The 16,946-nt window shown below is 70.9% G+C and carries 15 protein-coding genes; 2 read left to right on the top strand and 13 right to left on the bottom strand.

Annotation, left to right across the window (positions count from 1 at the left end; translation table 11 throughout):
• Window positions 1–51 precede the first annotated feature (51 nt).
• Together ACWD0A_RS20830 and ACWD0A_RS20835 are read right to left on the bottom strand one after the other, a co-directional pair.
• Window positions 52–849 carry a TIGR04222 domain-containing membrane protein gene (locus ACWD0A_RS20830; RefSeq protein WP_451300134.1) on the bottom strand — a complete coding sequence of 266 codons (798 nt, stop codon included), beginning with the start codon at window positions 847–849 and terminating at the stop codon, window positions 52–54.
• Window positions 850–971: 122 nt separating this feature from the next.
• Window positions 972–1,709, bottom strand: a complete 738-nt coding sequence (locus ACWD0A_RS20835; RefSeq protein WP_451300276.1) for a hypothetical protein — start codon at window positions 1,707–1,709, stop codon at window positions 972–974.
• Between the two features lie 269 nt (window positions 1,710–1,978).
• On the opposite strand from ACWD0A_RS20835, the gene gcl reads away from it, so the two are divergent.
• Window positions 1,979–3,766: a glyoxylate carboligase gene (gcl, locus tag ACWD0A_RS20840; protein ID WP_451300136.1), complete on the top strand. Its 1,788-nt coding sequence runs from the start codon at window positions 1,979–1,981 to the stop codon at window positions 3,764–3,766.
• A gap of 300 nt (window positions 3,767–4,066) precedes the next feature.
• Window positions 4,067–4,309: a hypothetical protein gene (locus ACWD0A_RS20845; RefSeq protein WP_451300138.1), complete on the top strand. Its 243-nt coding sequence runs from the start codon at window positions 4,067–4,069 to the stop codon at window positions 4,307–4,309.
• Between the two features lie 369 nt (window positions 4,310–4,678).
• Here the strand turns inward: ACWD0A_RS20845 and ACWD0A_RS20850 are convergent, their stop codons facing one another.
• From ACWD0A_RS20850 to ACWD0A_RS20900, 11 genes are all read right to left on the bottom strand, one after another.
• Window positions 4,679–6,136 carry a catalase gene (locus tag ACWD0A_RS20850; protein ID WP_451300140.1) on the bottom strand — a complete coding sequence of 486 codons (1,458 nt, stop codon included), beginning with the start codon at window positions 6,134–6,136 and terminating at the stop codon, window positions 4,679–4,681.
• Window positions 6,137–6,364: 228 nt separating this feature from the next.
• The gene (locus ACWD0A_RS20855; RefSeq protein ID WP_451300142.1) at window positions 6,365–7,270 is read right to left on the bottom strand and encodes a 2-hydroxy-3-oxopropionate reductase; all 906 of its coding nucleotides are present in this window, start codon (window positions 7,268–7,270) and stop codon (window positions 6,365–6,367) included.
• Window positions 7,271–7,304: 34 nt separating this feature from the next.
• Window positions 7,305–8,144 carry a TIM barrel protein gene (locus tag ACWD0A_RS20860; protein ID WP_451300144.1) on the bottom strand — a complete coding sequence of 280 codons (840 nt, stop codon included), beginning with the start codon at window positions 8,142–8,144 and terminating at the stop codon, window positions 7,305–7,307.
• Window positions 8,145–8,322: 178 nt separating this feature from the next.
• On the bottom strand, window positions 8,323–9,108 hold the full coding sequence (locus ACWD0A_RS20865; protein ID WP_451300146.1) for a hypothetical protein: 786 nt from the start codon (window positions 9,106–9,108) through the stop codon (window positions 8,323–8,325).
• Window positions 9,109–9,153: 45 nt separating this feature from the next.
• Window positions 9,154–9,930: a hypothetical protein gene (locus ACWD0A_RS20870; RefSeq protein ID WP_451300148.1), complete on the bottom strand. Its 777-nt coding sequence runs from the start codon at window positions 9,928–9,930 to the stop codon at window positions 9,154–9,156.
• Window positions 9,927–11,201, bottom strand: coding sequence for an MCE family protein (locus ACWD0A_RS20875; protein WP_451300150.1), 1,275 nt, complete (start codon window positions 11,199–11,201; stop codon window positions 9,927–9,929). Before ACWD0A_RS20875 ends, ACWD0A_RS20870 begins: the two co-directional genes overlap by 4 nt.
• Window positions 11,198–12,490: an MCE family protein gene (locus ACWD0A_RS20880; RefSeq protein ID WP_451300152.1), complete on the bottom strand. Its 1,293-nt coding sequence runs from the start codon at window positions 12,488–12,490 to the stop codon at window positions 11,198–11,200. Before ACWD0A_RS20880 ends, ACWD0A_RS20875 begins: the two co-directional genes overlap by 4 nt.
• On the bottom strand, window positions 12,487–13,644 hold the full coding sequence (locus ACWD0A_RS20885) for an MCE family protein (RefSeq protein WP_451300154.1): 1,158 nt from the start codon (window positions 13,642–13,644) through the stop codon (window positions 12,487–12,489). The genes ACWD0A_RS20880 and ACWD0A_RS20885 overlap by 4 nt, the downstream gene beginning before the upstream one ends.
• A complete protein-coding gene (locus ACWD0A_RS20890; protein WP_451300156.1) occupies window positions 13,641–14,645 on the bottom strand; it encodes an MCE family protein in 1,005 nt (334 codons plus the stop codon). The genes ACWD0A_RS20885 and ACWD0A_RS20890 overlap by 4 nt, the downstream gene beginning before the upstream one ends.
• Window positions 14,642–15,679 carry an MCE family protein gene (locus ACWD0A_RS20895; protein WP_392322717.1) on the bottom strand — a complete coding sequence of 346 codons (1,038 nt, stop codon included), beginning with the start codon at window positions 15,677–15,679 and terminating at the stop codon, window positions 14,642–14,644. The genes ACWD0A_RS20890 and ACWD0A_RS20895 overlap by 4 nt, the downstream gene beginning before the upstream one ends.
• Window positions 15,676–16,944: an MCE family protein gene (locus ACWD0A_RS20900; protein WP_451300158.1), complete on the bottom strand. Its 1,269-nt coding sequence runs from the start codon at window positions 16,942–16,944 to the stop codon at window positions 15,676–15,678. Before ACWD0A_RS20900 ends, ACWD0A_RS20895 begins: the two co-directional genes overlap by 4 nt.
• Between the last annotated feature and the right edge of the window lie 2 nt (window positions 16,945–16,946).

Here is a 16,946-nt window from a genome sequence, read left to right on the forward strand (position 1 = left end):
CCTGGGCCGGGGGCAGCCCCCCGGCCCGGAGGAGGTGGGACACCGCGCCCGTCACCCCGGGCCGCCCCCGCACGACGGCGCCCCGCCCCGGCCCGGCGACGTCTCGTCCGCCATGAAGCCCCTCTCGCGGCTGCCGCGCCCCAGAAGGCCGCCGTCCCGCGCGAAGTGGGGGAGGTGCAGCAGGAGCGCCCGGTCGCCGTGCAGCGCCACGGACATCTGCACCCGCGGCACGCTCGCGCTGCCGCGCAGCGGCCGGTCCGGCAAGGGGTGGGCCTCGCGCAGCGAGGCCAGCAGGTGGCGTGCCGCCGGCGTCTGACGCGGTACGAACCAGAGCGCGACGGCTCCCGCCACTGGCACCGCCGCGGCAGCCGTCGCCGCCGGGGAGCCGGTCGTGGCCATCAGGCCGGCCGCGACCGTCACCGGCACCGCGACCAGCAGCGCACGGGCCGCGTGCCAGCGCCTGCGGGGCCGCAGCAGACCCTGGGCCGCGCACTGGTCGCGCAGGCCGTCGAGGGCGCGTTGCACCCGCGGCACGGTGAGCAGCACCTGGATGCCCACCGGGCGGCGCAGGGAGGTGTGGACGGCGAGCTGCAGGGGATCGCGGACCGCGGTCCCCCAGCCGTCGATCCGTACCGTGCCCCTGCGCCCGCTCGTGACGACACCGCGCTGCTGGAGGGCGACGAGCGCCACGGTCACGGCCGCCCGGCGACCGCCCCGCAGGAGGGCGACGGACTGCGGGCCGGGCGCACCGGTCGCGTCCGCGCCGGGCGTACCGGCCCTCAGGAGCACGGCCGCCGCCGCGAGCACCACGCACGCCGCTCCGGTGAACCACCACATGTCGAGGGGCATCACGCCCACCTCCCCCGAGCCGTGTCCGCGGCTGTAGGAGATATGTGCCCGTCCGTACGGGGGCCCGAAGCCCGAAACGGCCGATTCTGAGCTTTATTTGAGATTCGGACCGGTTGCGGAGGCTACGTGCCGATCGTGAGCAGCTCGTCCGCGGGTGCGTTGACCGGCTGGGGGCAGCCCGTGAGGTCCATGACGAACAGCGGGATGCCCAGCCTGTCCGCGCGAGCCCGCGCGTCGTCCGCGTAGCCCGCGAGGGAGAAGAAGACGCTCTGCGCGGACGCGCTGAGTCCGTTCAGCCACAGGCACTCGATGTCGCGGAGGCCGGTCGGCCGGGTCGACGGATCGACCTGGGCCACCACGCCCTCCCCGCGCAGGTCGATGCCGGACACGGGTCTGACCTCCGGCTGGACGACGTCCTTGAAGCCGAGCCACCGCAGATACATCGCTGCGGCCGTCACCGCGTCGCGTGCGGTGCGGATGGTCACCGGACGGAACACGGGACGGGCCGCCGTCGCGGTGGGGGGCAGCGGTAGGTGCGCGGGGCCGGGGGCGTCCGGCCTCGCGGTCGCGGCGGCCTGGCCGCAGTCCGGGGCGGGTGCGCTCACCGGGCGCACCAGGATGCGCAGCACGGTTCCGCAGGCGCAGCCGAGCTCCGGCTGCGGCCACTGGTCCTGCCGCTCGCAGAAGGGGCAGCGCACGGTCACCCAGTCGTCGGTCCAGGTGCGATGGGTGATCGGCTCGGGGGGTGCGCCGCGCAGCAGCGGGGGAGCGAGCGGCGCGCCGCAGGCGCACGGGTAGACGGGCGGTGCGTACAGATGGTCGCGGCGGCAGGCCGGACAGCGCACCGGCACGCTTTCGATCGTCACGACCCCTCCCCCTCCTGGCTGCCGTCCATCGTCCATCAACGGCCGGGAGTTGGCGAGCCACTTCCCGGACTGCGCCCCCTGCGCTCCGGAGCCGCTCCCTCGCCTCCCGCCTCCCTTGACGCCGGACCGGGCTCGTTTTACATTACTTCCGTATAGCAGAACTAGACTTCCGTATTGCGGAATAAATACTGGACACCGACGCGGGACGACGCTCTCAGGTGGCGCGACAGAGCCGATCCCCAAGGCCGGAGCAGGAGCACCCCATGCCTCGTATGACCGCCGCCCGAGCGGCAGTTGAGATCCTCAAGCGTGAAGGCGTCACCCACGCGTTCGGAGTGCCGGGCGCCGCGATCAACCCCTTCTACCGGGCGCTCAAGGAGGGCGGTGGCATCGACCACACGCTCGCGCGTCACGTCGAGGGGGCCTCGCACATGGCCGAGGGCTACACCCGTGCCACGGCGGGCAACATCGGTGTCTGCATCGGTACCTCCGGCCCCGCGGGCACCGACATGATCACCGGCCTGTACTCCGCGATCGCGGACTCGATCCCGATCCTGTGCATCACCGGCCAGGCCCCGGTCTCGAAGCTCCACAAGGAGGACTTCCAGGCCGTCGACATCGCCGCGATCGCGAAGCCCGTCACCAAGAAGGCCACCACCGTCCTGGAGGCCGCCCAGGTCCCGGGCGTGTTCCAGGAGGCCTTCCACCTGATGCGCTCCGGCCGTCCCGGCCCGGTCCTCATCGACCTGCCGATCGACGTCCAGCAGACGGAGATCGACTTCGACCCCGAGACCTACGAGCCGCTGCCGGTCTACAAGCCGCGGGCCACCCGCGCCCAGGCCGAGAAGGCCATTCGGTTCCTTCTGGAGTCCGAGCGTCCGCTGATCGTCGCCGGCGGCGGCATCATCAACGCCGACGCCTCCGGCCTGCTGGTCGAGTTCGCCGAGCTGACCGGCGTCCCGGTCATCTCCACCCTGATGGGCTGGGGCACCATCCCGGACGACCACGAGCTCAGCGCCGGCATGGTCGGTGTGCAGACCTCGCACCGCTACGGCAACGCGACGTTCCTCGAGTCGGACTTCGTCCTCGGCATCGGCAACCGCTGGGCCAACCGCCACACCGGTTACAACCTGGACGCCTACACCAAGGGCCGGAAGTTCGTCCACGTCGACATCGAGCCCACCCAGATCGGCAAGATCTTCGCCCCGGACTACGGCTTCGCCTCCGACGCCAAGGCCGCCCTGGAGCTCTTCATCGAGGTGGCGAAGGACCTCAAGGCCGAGGGCAAGCTGCCCGACTTCGGCGAGTGGGCCGCCTCGACCCAGGAGCGCAAGGCCACCCTGCTGCGCCGCACGCACTTCGACAACATCCCGATGAAGCCGCAGCGCGTCTACGAGGAGATGAACAAGGCGTTCGGTCCGGAGACCCGCTACGTCACCACCATCGGCCTCTCCCAGATCGCCGGCGCGCAGATGCTGCACGTCTACAAGCCGCGCCACTGGATCAACTGCGGCCAGGCCGGCCCGCTCGGCTGGACGATCCCCGCCGCGCTGGGCGCCGCCACCGCCGACCCGGAGACCCCGATCGTCGCGCTCTCCGGCGACTACGACTTCCAGTTCATGCTGGAGGAGCTGGCGGTCGGCGCGCAGCACAAGATCCCCTACGTCCACGTCCTGGTGAACAACGCCTACCTGGGCCTGATCCGGCAGGCCCAGATCGGCCTCGACATCAACTTCCAGGTCAACCTGGAGTTCGAGAACATCAACACCCCGGAGATCGGCGTCTACGGTGTCGACCACATCAAGGTCGTCGAGGGCCTCGGGTGCAAGGCGATTCGCGTCACCGACCCGAACGAGCTGGGCGCCGCCTTCGAGGAGGCCAAGAAGCTCGCCGCCGAGTACAGCGTCCCGGTGGTCGTCGAGGCCATCCTGGAGCGTGTCACCAACATCTCGATGAGCAAGACGGTCGACATGAGCGACGTGACGGAGTTCGAGGAGCTCGCCACCGAGCCCGGCCACGCCCCGACCGCGATCAAGCCCCTGAAGGTCTGATCCGCCGCCCTCCGGGGCGAGGAGGCCCGGTCCGCAGCCGCGGACCGGGCCTTCGCCGTTCCCGGGCGCCTGGCGCTGCCGGCAGGGGCCCTTGAGGGGCCGCCGGTTCTCGCACCTCGCTCTTTGCTGTCGTCGCTGTCGTCGGGGCCGTCGGGGCCCTGGCGGCGGAGGTGCGGGAACGCGGGCGGGGCAGATCCCGGGCGTGCGGGGAACCGCCACGGCTCCCGCTCTGTCTCTTCCCCGGGCGGCACACGCCGCCCGCGGTCACCGCGGCGACGCGGATCGACGGGGAAGGACGCCGTGGCGGGATTCCGGCCGGACTGGCGGGGGTTGCTCGTCGCCTTGCCGCCGGTGGTGGCGGTGCTGTGGCTGTGGGTCGCGTACGTCGAGGACATGGGGATCAGGGAGGCCACCGTGACCGCGGTGGTGGCGGCGGGGTTCCTGTGCGTCTTCTCCGTGGCGGAGGACGCGTGGGAGCACTGGCGCGGGCGTCGCCGCGGGGACGACGGAGCCGCCGGCGGGGACAGGGGCGGCGAGGCGTAGACGGATCAGGGCCCGGTCTCTGTGCGCAGACCGGGCCCTGATCACCGAGCGCGACGTACGGGACCGTAACCGACTCCGCGCTCTGTCTGTGAAGTTGTTGCCGCCCGACGGTGCGAGGCCGGCGCGACAGGACGTTCGCGCCGCCGGGCGGGACCTGGGAATCGCCCGGGACCGCGGCGGGGCGATCGGCCGCCGGTCCTCCTCACGTCAGGTCGGAGAGGGGGACCGGCGCCTTCACCACCGCACTGGCATCGCACGTCCGCCGCGGTCCTCAAGCTGTCCGCACCGGTGACCACCCCTCATCCGGGCCACCGATCCGGACCGCGCACCGTCGCCGGCAGGACGCCGGCTCCGGTGCGCCGTCGGTGACTAGTCCTCGCGCAGGGCGCGGACCGCCTCCTCCACGCGCTTGCCGTAGTCGGCGTCGGCGGCGTGGAAGTGGGCCAGGTTCTTCTCGATCACGTCGTCGCGGGTGACCTGCGACAGGCCGCCGGCGATGTTCGCGACCAGGCGCTGCTTCTCCTCCTCCGACATCAGGCGGTAGAGCTCACCCGCCTGGAAGAAGTCGTCGTCCTTGACGTGCGCGGGCGCCGCGTGGGTGCCGGTCCAGCCGGTGACGGCCAGCGGGGCGGAGAGCGCCGCGTCCGTCTGGGCGGGACCCGCGTACGAGTTGGGCTCGTAGTTCTTGTCGTGGCGCGAGCCGTTGCGGGTGGCCATGAGGCCGTCGCGGCCGTAGTTGTCCGCGACCGCCGCCTTGGGCGCGTTCACCGGCAGCTGCGTGTGATTGACGCCGAGGCGGTAGCGGTGGGCGTCCGCGTAGGCGAAGAGTCGGCCCTGGAGCATCTTGTCCGGGGACGGACCGATGCCGGGCACGAAGCTGTTCGGGGAGAACGCGGCCTGCTCGACCTCGGCGAAGACGTTGTCCGGGTTGCGGTCGAGAACCAGGCGGCCCACGCGCTGCAGCGGGTAGTCGCTGTGCGGCCACACCTTGGTGAGGTCGAACGGGTTGAAGCGGTAGTCCGCCGCCTCGGCGGCCGGCATGACCTGGACGTAGAGGGTCCAGGACGGGTTCACACCGCGCTCGATGGCCTGCAGCAGGTCCGTCTGGTGCGAGTTGGCGTCCTTGCCGACCAGCTCGGCCGCCTGCTCGGACGACAGGCAGCGGATGCCCTGGTTGGTCTTGAAGTGGTACTTCACGAAGAAGGCCTCGCCGGCCTCGTTGGTCCACTGGTAGGTGTGCGAGCCGTAGCCGTTCATGTGGCGGTACGAGGCGGGGATGCCGCGGTCGCCCATCAACCAGGTCACCTGGTGTGTCGCCTCGGGGGCGTGTGCCCAGAAGTCCCAGACGTTGTCCGGCTCCTGACGGCCCGTGAAGGGGTCGCGCTTCTGCGAGTGGATGAAGTCGGGGAACTTGATCGGGTCCTTGATGAAGAACACCGGGGTGTTGTTGCCGACGAGGTCGTAGTTGCCCTCCTCGGTGTAGAACTTCACCGCGAAGCCGCGCGGGTCGCGGACCGCGTCCGCGCCGCCGAGCGAGTCGGCCACGGTCGAGAAGCGCAGGAAGGTCTCGGTGCGCTTGCCCACCTCGGAGAGGAAGTCGGCCTTCGTCCAGCCGGTGACGTCGTCGGTCACCTCGAAGTAGCCGTACGCGCCGCTGCCGCGGGCGTGGACCACGCGCTCCGGGATGCGCTCACGGTTGAAGCGGGCGAGCTTCTCCAGCAGGTGCTGGTCCTGCAGGAGCAGCGGGCCACCGACGCCGGCGGTGGCGGAGTTCTGGTTGTCGGCGACCGGGGCGCCGGACTCGGTCGTAAGCACGCGCTTCGACATCGTGACCTTCCGATACGTACGGGAGCTGCTGGCGGTGCGAGGAGCGTAAGGACGCCCCCGACCTTACGTCAACAGTTTGTTGAAATTGAGGGAGGGTGTTCCGGCCGGTGCCGGCGCCTGGGCGCGACAGGACAGGTGTCAGCGCCGACACCGACCGGGGTTCAAGGGGCCGTTGCCCGAGTGGGCGGGGCCTCAGTGGGCTGTGGCCCGCGTTCCCGGGACAGGGCGTCAGGCCTGCGTGCCCGAGAGGCGCTCGACGGCGCGCAGCAGGGCCGAGTGGTCCAGGCCGCCGTCGCCCTGGGCGCGCAGGGAGGCGACCAGCTGGGCCACGACCGCGCCGACCGGCAGGGCGGCGCCCACGTTGCGGGCGGCGTCGGTGACGATGCCCATGTCCTTGTGGTGCAGGTCGATCCGGAAGCCGGGCTTGAAGTCCCTGTTCAGGAAGTTGTCCTTCTTGCGCGTCAGCACGGTGGAACCGGCCAGACCGCCGTTGAGGACGTCGAGCGCGGCCTTCAGGTCCACGCCCGACTTCTCCAGGAAGACCACGGCCTCGGCGCACGCCTGGATGTTGACCGCGACGATCAGCTGGTTGGCGGCCTTCACCGTCTGGCCCGAGCCGTGCGGACCGCACAGCACGATGGTCTTGCCGAGGGCCTCCAGGATCGGCCTGGCGGTCTCGAAGTCCGCCTGCTCGCCGCCGACCATGATGGACAGCACCGCCTCGACGGCACCCGCCTCGCCGCCGGAGACCGGGGCGTCGAGCACGCGGATGCCCTTGTCGGCGGCGGCCTTCGCGAGGTCGATGGAGGTCTGCGGGGTGATCGAGGACATGTCGATCAGCAGCGCGCCCTGCTTCGCGTTCTCCAGGATGCCGTCGGGGCCGTAGCAGATGGCCTCCACCTGGGGCGACGCCGGAACCATGGTGATCACGACGTCCGCGTCCCGGACCGCCTCGGCGATCGAGGAGGCCGCGGTGCCGCCGGCCGCGGCGAGGCGGTCCAGCTTGTCCTGTTCCAGCGTGAAGCCGGTGACCTGGTAACCGGCCTTCAGCAGGTTCTCGGACATGGGCGAGCCCATGATGCCGAGCCCGATCCAGGCAACCGCCGGGCGGGAGGAATCGGCGAGAGTGCTCATGAGGGTACCTCTTTCAAAAAGCTTGCGGGGTAAGTCAGTTGGCCGCTCGGGCCGCCGCGGGCAGCCAGTCGAACGACTCGGCGCTCGGGCGGTCGCCGGCCTTGTACTCCAGGCCGACCCAGCCCTCGTATCCGGCCTTCTTCAGCTCGTCGAGGAGCTGCTCCAGCGGGAGCGAGCCGGTGCCCGGAGCGCCGCGGCCCGGGTTGTCGGCGATCTGGACGTGACCGGTCTTGTCCGCGTGGGCCGCGATGACCTGGGAGACGTCCTCGCCGTTCATGGACAGGTGGTAGATGTCCAGGAGGAACTTGGCGTTGCCGAGGCCCGTCGCCGCGTTCACCTTGTCGACGACCTCGATCGCGGCGGGCGCGCTCACCAGCGGGTAGAGCGGCGACTCCGGCTTGTTCAGGGTCTCGACCAGCAGGATCGCGCCGATGCGGTCGGCCGCGCGGGCCGCGAGGACCAGGTTCTCCAGGGCGAGGGCGTCCTGGATCTGCGGGTCGACGCCGTCGACGCGGTTGCCGTAGAGCGCGTTGAGCGCCGTGCAGCCCACCGAGGCGGCGAAGTCGGCGGCCACCTCGATGTTGGCCCGGAAGCGGTCGGACTCCTCACCCGGCACGGAGAGCGCGCCGCGGTCGGGGCCCGGCAGCTGCCCGGCGTAGAAGTTCAGGCCCACCAGCTGGGTGCCGGCGTCGTCGAGCGCCTTCTTGAGGGCGTCGAGCTCCGCCTGCGGCGGGGTGGGGGTCTCGATCCAGGGCCACCACAGCTCGACCGCCGTGAAGCCTGCCGCGGCGGCTGCCGCGGGACGCTCCAGGAGCGGGAGTTCCGTGAAGAGGATCGAGAGGTTCACATCGAAGCGCTGGTCCGCGTATCCCATGAGGGCTGTGCGCTCCTTCCGTATTGCGGAAGTTTCTTTCTGCTTAATGGAATTCTGTCGAGCGGTGGCCTGAGCTGTCAAGACACGGACGCAAAAAAGCGCCTCCGAGCTGGGACGGCGCGGCCTGCTGGGCTGCTGCCGTCCCGGCCCGGAGGCGCGGGAGGGGGAGGCTGGGGCTCTAGAGGGCGTCGACGGCGCTCACCTTCCAGCCGGCGTCCGTACGCGTCATCGTCATGCGCACCCGGTTGAGGTCGACCCGCGAGCCCGTCACCTGGGTGCTCGTGGTCACCTGGTTGACGAACAGCAGGACGACCACCTTGTCCGGCGACGCCGACACCACCGACGCGGCCGGGGCGCCGCCGTCAGGCGGGCGCACCACGGAGGCCTTGACCGTGCCGCGGTACTTCGTCGCCGTCGGCGCGACCACCGTCTTCGTGGTCCTGCCGTACTCGTCGCGGAACGAGCCGGTCAGCCAGGTGCGTGCGGTCGCGAAATCCTTGTCCAGCCGGCGGTGGTCGTACGACAGCACCACCGGCGCCGCCTTGCGGGCCGCCGCCAGCGCCTCGGTCCGCGCGGCGTCGGTGTCCCGGCCGCGGACGTACTCCCGCCCCAGCACGCCGGCCGCGACCAGGGCCGCCACCAGCAGCACCGCCAGCGCGGCGCACACCCGGCCGCGCGTGATCCGGCGGCCCCGCGTGACCTCCGCGGCCACCAGCACCCGCCCGACGTGCTGCTCATCGGGCCTGCGCGCCTGCGAGACGTCGTCCGGGGCCTCGGCCGGGACCTCCGTGAGAGGCACGGCACGGGACGCCGCCGCGAGGCCCGAACCGCGCGGACCGCCCGAGGAGCCCGGCGCACCGGACCTGACGCGCTCGGTCTTCTTGGCCGCCGCTCGTGCGGCGGCGGCCATCGTGCGCTGCCCCGCCGACGCGGCGCCGCGCCCCCGGGTCGTCGGATTCGCCATGGTCCTGCTCCTCACTGCTGGTGGTACGGGGTGGGCGTCGGGCGGTCAGCCGACGAACTCGACGTTGGAGGTGAGCCAGCGACCGCTCTCGAGCACCAGGTCGAGCTGCAACCGGTAGGTGCGCGCCTGTCCCTCGGGCGCGGCGGTGTTGGTCACCTTGCTGTCGGCGACGACGAGCACCCGGGCCGACCGCTCGTCCGCCCGCGCGATGCCCGCCTCCAGCACCTGGCCCTGCGACACCGACTTGTTGGCGGCGACGAGCTTCGTCAACTCGGCGGTCTGCGCGGTGAACTGCTCCTTGAAGTCGCCGGTCGCGCCCTTGAGCACGTTCGCGCTGTCGCGCTCGTAATGCCGGTAGTCGAGGGAGGTGAAGTTCAGCGCCGACTGGCGGGCGGCGGCCAGGATGTCCTGCTGCCGCTGCGTCTCGACACGCTGCTCGTACACCTCGACGCACAGCCACCCACTGAGCGCGGTGACGACGACGGTCCCCACGGCGAGCGCCGCGGCCGTCAACCGGCCGTGCGCCACCCGTCCGGCGGCTCGCCGCAGCCCGCGCAGGCGGGCCCCGCGAGCGCCCGCCGCCTCGCCCTCGTCGGCGTCTCGCGCCCCCGGAGCGTCCGAGTCGTCCTGCCCACCGACGGCCTCAGGGGCCTGCGGCTCGTCCTGCGCGCCCGCGGTCGACGATGCCCGCGCCGCCTGTGCGCCCGAGCTCTCGGGACCCACGTCGGCGCGGTCCTGCGTCGCGACACCAGCCGCCTGTGCATCCGGCGCCTCGGGCGCCGCCTCGCGGCGGTCGCGCGCCGCCGTGGCGTTGTCGGTCATGCCATCGGTCCCACGAGCAGCCATTGCCACGAGTCCTTTCCGAACGTGCTCTGTTCGCCGCCCGTCGAACCGATCTCGACGAGCGTGCCGCCCGGCCCGGCGAGGGTGCCGGTCTCCGGGTCGTACGGGGTGACGTGCGCCGCCTGCCGCGCGCCGCCCGGCCCCGAGGAAGCGCCGGGCGCGTTCTGGGCGCCACGCACCGAGGTACCGCTGCCGCGCGGCTCGGTGCAGCGTGCCCCGGTGTTGGCGGGCCGCTGAGAGGTGTTCGCCGGGTCGCGCCGCTGGGTGCCGTAACCCTGGCGGCACGGCGGCGGGTCGTCGGCGTTCACGACCATGCCGAAGTGGGTGGTGCCGTCGCCGGGGATCACGGTGTAGCTGCCGGCGACGATCACCGGGAACGTGACCAGCGCCTGCTCCACCCCGGGCAGGCGGGCCACGGTGACCTGGCCGCCGCTGATCAGATTGGAGAGCAGCACCGGCAGATGCGTCTCGTTGGACTTCAGCAGCGAGTCGACCTCCTGCGCCGCCGGGGCGCTGTTGCCGACCAGCCGCCTCAGATCGCCGTCACGTGCCTTCAGCTCCGCGGTCAGCGCGGCCAGGTCGCGGGAGAACGACGTGATCGCCGATCCCTTGTCGCTCTGGGTCTTCAGCACCACCCGCGAGTCCTCGATGAGCGAGGTCGTCTCGGGCAGGTTCTCCGAGGCCGACTCGACCAGCAGGTTTCCGGAGTCGACCAGCTTGCTCAGATGCGGCCCGGTGCCGGCGAAGGCCTTGCCGAGTTCGTCGACCGTGACCCGCAGATCGTCCTTGCCGACCGAGTTCACCAGCCGGTCCAGGCTGAGGACGGGCGCCGTCGGGGGCAGCGGGACCCTGGTGTCGGCGCGCGGGATCTCGCTTCCCTCCTGCAGATACGGGCCGCTGGAGCGGCGCGGCTGGAGGTCGACGTACTGCTCGCCGACCGCGGACCGGTTCGCCACCACGGCCAGCGTGTCCGCCGGTATCCGGGTCCCGTCCTCGATGTCCAGCGCCACCGAGACACCGTCCGCGCCGGCGAGCCGCAGGTCACCGACCCGGCCCACCGGAACACCCCGGTAGGTGACCTCGGCGCCCTGGAAGATGCCGCCGGAGTCGGCGAAGTCGGCCCGCACGGTGTATCCGCGGTCCAGCAGGCTGTCCACCAGGCCGGTGTACTGGGCGCCGACGTAGGAGCACCCCACGGCGGTGACCGCGGCGAAGGCGATCAACTGGCCCCTGACCGTACGTGTGATCACGGCTGCATCCCCTTCAGCATCAGCTCGGCCAGTGCCAGATCGATCCCTGCGGGCAGCCGGCGTCCGTCGCCGGACGCGTCCTCGTAGGAGGCGTGGCTGCCGGTGCACACCGGCGGACACAGCGGTCCGTCGCCGCCGGGGGCCGGGGGAGCGCCCGGCGTCGGGGCGCCGGGAACCGAGGGGGGCCCGGTCGGCAGAGGCGCTTCCGGCAGGTCGGGCACCTCGGGCGTGCCGGGAACCTCCGGCAGCCCGGGCTTTCGCGGGGTGCCGGGCTTCTTCGGCTCCTCCGCGAGGTTGCCGTAGATGCTCGCGAGGTCCAGGTCCGCGGTGATCTTGAGGTTGACGTAGTCGCCTTTGATGGCACCGGTCGCGTTCCGTGGGAACGGATAGGTCGTCAGGAGCTCCAGCGAATTGGGGAGATCGCTGCCGGCCTTGTTCAGCTCCTGCAGGATCGGCTGCAGGCTCTTGAGGTTGGCCACCGTGTCCGCGCGGGAGGTATTGATCACCTTCGTGCCCGTCTTCCCCAGCTCCGAGAGCGAGGTCAGCATCGCCGTCAGATTGCGGCGCTGGTCGGCCAGCACCTTCAGCGCGCCGGGCATCGTGTCCACGGCCTGCGCGATCGTCTTCTTCTCCGCGGCCAGCCGCTTCGCCAGCCGGTCGATGCCCTTGAGGGCCCGGACGATCTCCTTGCGCTGCTCGTCGAGCCCGCCGATGAACGTGTCCAGCTCGCCGAGCAGGTCCTTGACCCGGTTCTCCCGGCCCTCCAGGGCCTTGTTCAGCTCCACGGTGATCGTCTTGAGCTGCGCCACACCGCCGCCGTTCAGCAGTGCGGAGAGAGCGGAGAGCACCTCCTCGATCTCGGGGTTGCGCCCGGTGCGCGACAGCGGGATGCGCGCACCGTCGGTGAGCCGCCCGCTGGGTTCGATGCCCACCGGCGGGGACAGGGCCACGTACTTCTCCCCGAGCATGCTGGTCTGCCGCAGCTCGGCGATCGCGTTGCCGGGCAGCTTCACATCGTCGGCGATACGCAGCCGCACCCGGGCGTGCCAGCCGACCAGTTCCACCTCCTCGACCGCGCCCACGGTGACGTTGTTGACCTTCACCGCCGACTGCGGGACCAGGTCGAGGACGTCCCTGAAGTCGGCCGTCACCTGGTAGGCGTTGCCGTCGGCGGCCGCGCCGCCGGGCAGGTTCACGTCGTACAGGCCGTTGAATTCACAGCCGGTGAGCAGCACGGAGCCCATGGCCGTCACCAGGGCCACGGCCCTGCGCCTGCGGGGTGCACTCATGCGCGTGCCTCCAGGATTCCGCCGAGCGTCCGGTCGACCTGGCCGGTGCCCGGCACGGGGCCGGAGGCCGGCACCTTGGGCAGCGAGTCGAACAGCTTGTCCAGCTCAGCGCAGTCGGGGTTCTTGCCCCCGGCGTCGCCGGTGGTCTTCAGCAGCGAGCACAGCAGCGCCGCCGGGTCCTGCGGATGGTCGGGGTTGTTGCGGGTGTCGAGGGTGCCGGACGAGGGGTTGTACGCGTTCTGGAGGTTCGACAGGCCGGTGGGCGCGACCTCCATCAGCTCCGCCAGCGCCGCCCGCTGGGTGACCAGCACCTTGGTGACCTTGCTGAGTCCCTTCACGTCCTCGGTCAGCGCCTGCTTGTTGTTCTTCACGAACCTCGACACGTCCCCGAGCGCCACTCCCAGATGCTTGAGAGCCGCCGCGAGGTCCTTGCGCTCCCCGGCGAGCTGATCGGCGACCGCGGCGAGACTGTCGTTGAACGACCGCACGCTCTTGTCGTCGGCGGCGAGCGCCGCTGTGAACACCTGCAGATTGCGCACGGTGCCGAACAGGTCCTGCCGGCCGTCGGACAGCGTGGTGACCGCGAGGGACAGGTCCTCCACCGTCTGGTGCATCTGTTCGCCCTGGCCGTCCAGATTGTCGGCGCTCACCCCCAGCAGCCGTGAGAGCGAGCCGTCCTTGTTGGCACCCTTCGGACCGAGCGCCTCGGCCGTCGTGTGCAGGCTGTCGAAGACCCGGTCCAGCTCCACCGGCACCGCCGTGCGGCTCTGAGGGATCACCGCGCCGTCGCGCATCACGGGCCCGCCCTTGTACACCGGCAGCATCTGTACGTAACGGTCGCTGACGACCGAGGAGTTGATGATGGCGGCCTGGGCATCGGCCGGGATCCTGCGCCCGGGCTCGTACTCGAGTTCCACGCGCACCCGGCCGCCCTCGGGGACGATCTCGGTGACCTCACCGACGCGTACGCCGAGCACCCGCACGTCGGAGCCCGGGTAGATGCCCACCGTGCGCGGGAAGTACGCCGTGACGCGCATCGGTTCCTCGCGCGGCCACAGCACGACCGCGGCGCAGACCAGGAGCGCCGTGGCGACGGCGGCGGCCGTCAGCCGGGCCGTACGGCCCTTCGGGTTGAAGCGGATGCGGCCCTTCATCGCGACCCTCCTGTCCGGGGGACCACCGGTGCGGCGACCATGTTCTGGATGTAGCTGTCGAACCAGCGGCCGTTGCCGAGGGTGTTGGTGAAGACCCGCACGTACGGAGCGAGCAGGGCGACGCTGCGGTCGAGACTGGCCTGGTTGCGCTCCAGCATCCGCACCACCTGGTTCAGCCCTTTGAGCGCCGGGCCTATCTCCTTCTCGTTGTCCTTGACGAGGCCCGACAGCTGGATGCCGAGCGCCGCCGAACTCTTGAGCAGCGCATGGATGGCCGCCCGGCGACGGGATATCTCCTTGAAGAGTGCGTCGCCGTCCTTCACCAGGGTGGTGAACTCACCGGAGCGTTCCGCGAGCACCTTGGTGACCGAGTTGGAGTGCTTCAGCAGCTCGCGCAGGTCCTCGTCACGCGAGGCCACCGTCTTCGAGATCTTCGACAGTCCCTTGATCGAGGCGCGTACCTCCTCCGGCGAGTCCTCGAAGGTCGTCGAGATGGTGTCCAGGGCCTTCGCCAGCTGCTCGGTGTCGACCTTTTCACTGGTGGTCGTCAGATCACTGAACGCCTGGACGACGTCGTACGCCGGGGTCGTGCGCTCCAGCGGGATCTCGCTGCCGGGCCGCAGCTGTCCGGACCCCTTCGGCTGCAGGGCCAGGTACTTCGAGCCCAGGATCGTCTTGATCCGGATGGCCGCGCCGGTCCTCGTGCCGAACTTCGGGTCTCCCTTGACGCGGAAGACGACCTTCACATGGTCGCCGTCGAGATCGACCTCGTCGACCTTGCCGACCTTGACCCCGGCGATGCGCACCTCGTCACCGGGCTTGAGTCCGCCGGCCTCCGAGAACGCGGCGCTGTAGGTGTCGCCGCTGCCGATGACCGGCAGGTCGTCGGCGTTGAACGCGGCCGTCGCCAGCAGGGCGAGCGTGGTGAGGCCGACCGCGCCGATCACCACCGGGTTCCTGTCGCGGAACGGGCCGAGCCTGGGCAGGATCCGTGTCGTCATCCGCCGCACCTCGCCCGTGCCACGTGCAGCTCCGGAGTGATCACCTCTCGGGTCTTCGGCAGCACGATCCGGCCGTCGAAGTCACAGAGGTAGAAGTTGAACCAGGAACCGTACGAGGCGGTCCCCGTCAGCTTGTTGAGCTTGTTCGGCAGCCGCTTCAGCACGCCCTCCACGGTCTTCTCGTTGTCGTTCAGCGTCTTGGTGAGGTCCCTCAGCTCGGCGATGTCGCCCTTCAGCGGCGGCCGGGCGTCCTCGAGCAGACCGGAGGTCGCCTCGGTCAGCGAGCCGATGTTCTCCAGCGAGGACCCGATCGGCTTGCGGTCGGCGGACAGTCCGGAGATCAGCCGCTGCAGCTGCTTGAGCAGCCCGGAGAACCGCGCGCCACGCTTGTCGAGGGTCTGCAGCGTGGTGTTCAGGTTGTCGATCACCGATCCGATCAGCTCGTCCCGGTCGGCGAGGGTCGTGGTCAGGGACGCGGTGTGCGCGAGCAGGCTGTTGACCGTGCCGCCCTCGCCCTGCAGCGTCTTGATGATCTCGGTGGCGAGCTGGTTGACGTCCTTCGGGCTGAGCGCGGCGAACAGGGGCTTGAAGCCGCCCAGCAGCGCGTTGAGGTCGAGCGCCGGCTGCGTCCGCGCCAGCGGGATCGTCCCGCCCGGCTTCAGCCTCGTCCCGTCGCCCGCCCCCTCGGTGAGCGCCACATAGCGCTGGCCGACCAGGCTCCGGTAGCGGATGACCGCACCGGTGCTGGTCAGCAGCGGCCGGTCGTGGGAGACGGTGAAGGTCACCTCCGCCAGGGTGCGGTCCTTGATGCGGATGTCCTCGACCTCGCCGACCCGCACTCCCGCGACGCGGATGTCGTCGCCCTCCTCCAGGCTGGTGACATCGCTGAACACCGCACGGTAGGTGTGCTCCGGGGTGAAGGAGAGGTTGACGATCGTCGCCGCGAGCAGCGTCGTCGCCAGGATCGTCACCACGCCGAAGAGAAGGAACTTGACCAGCGGTGCCGCGGTCGCGGTGGCCCGTGAAGCCTTCATGCCACACTCACCGCCGTCCCGCGTGCCATGGGCCCGAAGAGCAGCGTCGCCACCGCGGGCACCCGGTCGGCGGGCACCCCGAGGACCGGCGCGACCAGCGAGCCGACGGCCCGCTGCTCGGCCGCCGTCGCCGAGACCGGCCCGGCTCCGGGCGGGCCGCCGGCAGCGACATCCTTCGTACCGTCGTCGAGCTTGGTGTGGCCCGACGGCACGGAAGGGTGGGGGAGGCTTCTGCAGTTGGGGCCGGAGCGATCGGCATAGCGCGGTTCCTCACCGGGTCGGTACGCGGGTCGCGGATGGACGAATTCGAGGGTGATACGCATCTCGCCGCCCCTGAACGCCTTCTCCGACTCCCTGGTCTGGCGCTCGAGGCCCTCCAGGAGACACGGGTACTCGGGCGAGTAGCGGGCGAACAGGTCGAGGGTGGGGCGGGAGACACGGCCCAGGGTGATCAGCCGCTCCCCGTTGTCGTCGAAGAACTTCTCCGCCGTGCCCGCGACCTTCGCCGTTCCCGTCAGGGCGGCGGCCAGCTGCTCGCGCTTCTCCACGATCGTGCGGCTCGTGGTGACGGAGTTGCGCAGGATGTTCATCAGGTCCGGTGCCGCGTCCCCGTAGACCTCGGCGACATCGGCGAAGCGGGAGATGTCCTCCTGCATGGACGGCATATGGGGGTTGAGCTTGCGCAGATAGCGCTCCAGCCGGACCAGGTTGTCGCCGATGCGGTCCCCGCGCCCTTCCAGCGCGGTGGAGAACGCGTGCAGTGTGGCGTTGAGATCCGCGGGCCGCACGGTGCGCAGCAGCGGGAGCAGGTCGTTCATCAGGTGCTGCACCTCGATGCCGGCCCTGGTGCGGTCCTGGGTGATCACGTCACCGGCCCGGATGTGCCGGCCGGACGAGCCGGGCGGCGCCACCAGATCGACGAACTTCTCACCGAAGAGCGTCTTCGGCAGCAGCCGTGCCCGCACATCGGCCGGGATCCGTTCGACGTGCTCGGGCTTCAGAGCGATGTCGAGCGTCGCCTTCTCCCCGTCGGCCCGCACCTCGCGCACCTCGCCGACGAGCAGTCCGCGCAGCTTCACGTCGGCCCGCGGGTCGAGCTGGTTGCCGAGCGTGTCGGCCTCGAGCGTGATGCGCACCACCGAGGTGAACACCTGCTGATACGCGGCCACGGAGAGCGACAGCAGCAGGGCGATGACGGCGAGGAACACGATGCCGTACAGCCGCAGCCTGCCACTGCGTGCCGCGGCGCCTCTTTCGATGCTCATCG

Source organism: Streptomyces sp. NPDC002867 (assembly GCF_053591895.1).

Bases quoted from the DNA above. Each gene is read 5' to 3' on its own strand.
- ACWD0A_RS20830 (WP_451300134.1), bottom strand. From the start codon at position 849: ATGCCCCTCGACATGTGGTGGTTCACCGGAGCGGCGTGCGTGGTGCTC.
- gcl (WP_451300136.1), top strand. From the start codon at position 1,979: ATGCCTCGTATGACCGCCGCCCGAGCGGCAGTTGAGATCCTCAAGCGT.
- ACWD0A_RS20850 (WP_451300140.1), bottom strand. From the start codon at position 6,136: ATGTCGAAGCGCGTGCTTACGACCGAGTCCGGCGCCCCGGTCGCCGAC.
- ACWD0A_RS20855 (WP_451300142.1), bottom strand. From the start codon at position 7,270: ATGAGCACTCTCGCCGATTCCTCCCGCCCGGCGGTTGCCTGGATCGGG.
- ACWD0A_RS20860 (WP_451300144.1), bottom strand. From the start codon at position 8,144: ATGGGATACGCGGACCAGCGCTTCGATGTGAACCTCTCGATCCTCTTC.
- ACWD0A_RS20865 (WP_451300146.1), bottom strand. From the start codon at position 9,108: ATGGCGAATCCGACGACCCGGGGGCGCGGCGCCGCGTCGGCGGGGCAG.
- ACWD0A_RS20870 (WP_451300148.1), bottom strand. From the start codon at position 9,930: ATGACCGACAACGCCACGGCGGCGCGCGACCGCCGCGAGGCGGCGCCC.
- ACWD0A_RS20880 (WP_451300152.1), bottom strand. From the start codon at position 12,490: ATGAGTGCACCCCGCAGGCGCAGGGCCGTGGCCCTGGTGACGGCCATG.
- ACWD0A_RS20885 (WP_451300154.1), bottom strand. From the start codon at position 13,644: ATGAAGGGCCGCATCCGCTTCAACCCGAAGGGCCGTACGGCCCGGCTG.
- ACWD0A_RS20890 (WP_451300156.1), bottom strand. From the start codon at position 14,645: ATGACGACACGGATCCTGCCCAGGCTCGGCCCGTTCCGCGACAGGAAC.
- ACWD0A_RS20895 (WP_392322717.1), bottom strand. From the start codon at position 15,679: ATGAAGGCTTCACGGGCCACCGCGACCGCGGCACCGCTGGTCAAGTTC.
- ACWD0A_RS20900 (WP_451300158.1), bottom strand. From the start codon at position 16,944: ATGAGCATCGAAAGAGGCGCCGCGGCACGCAGTGGCAGGCTGCGGCTG.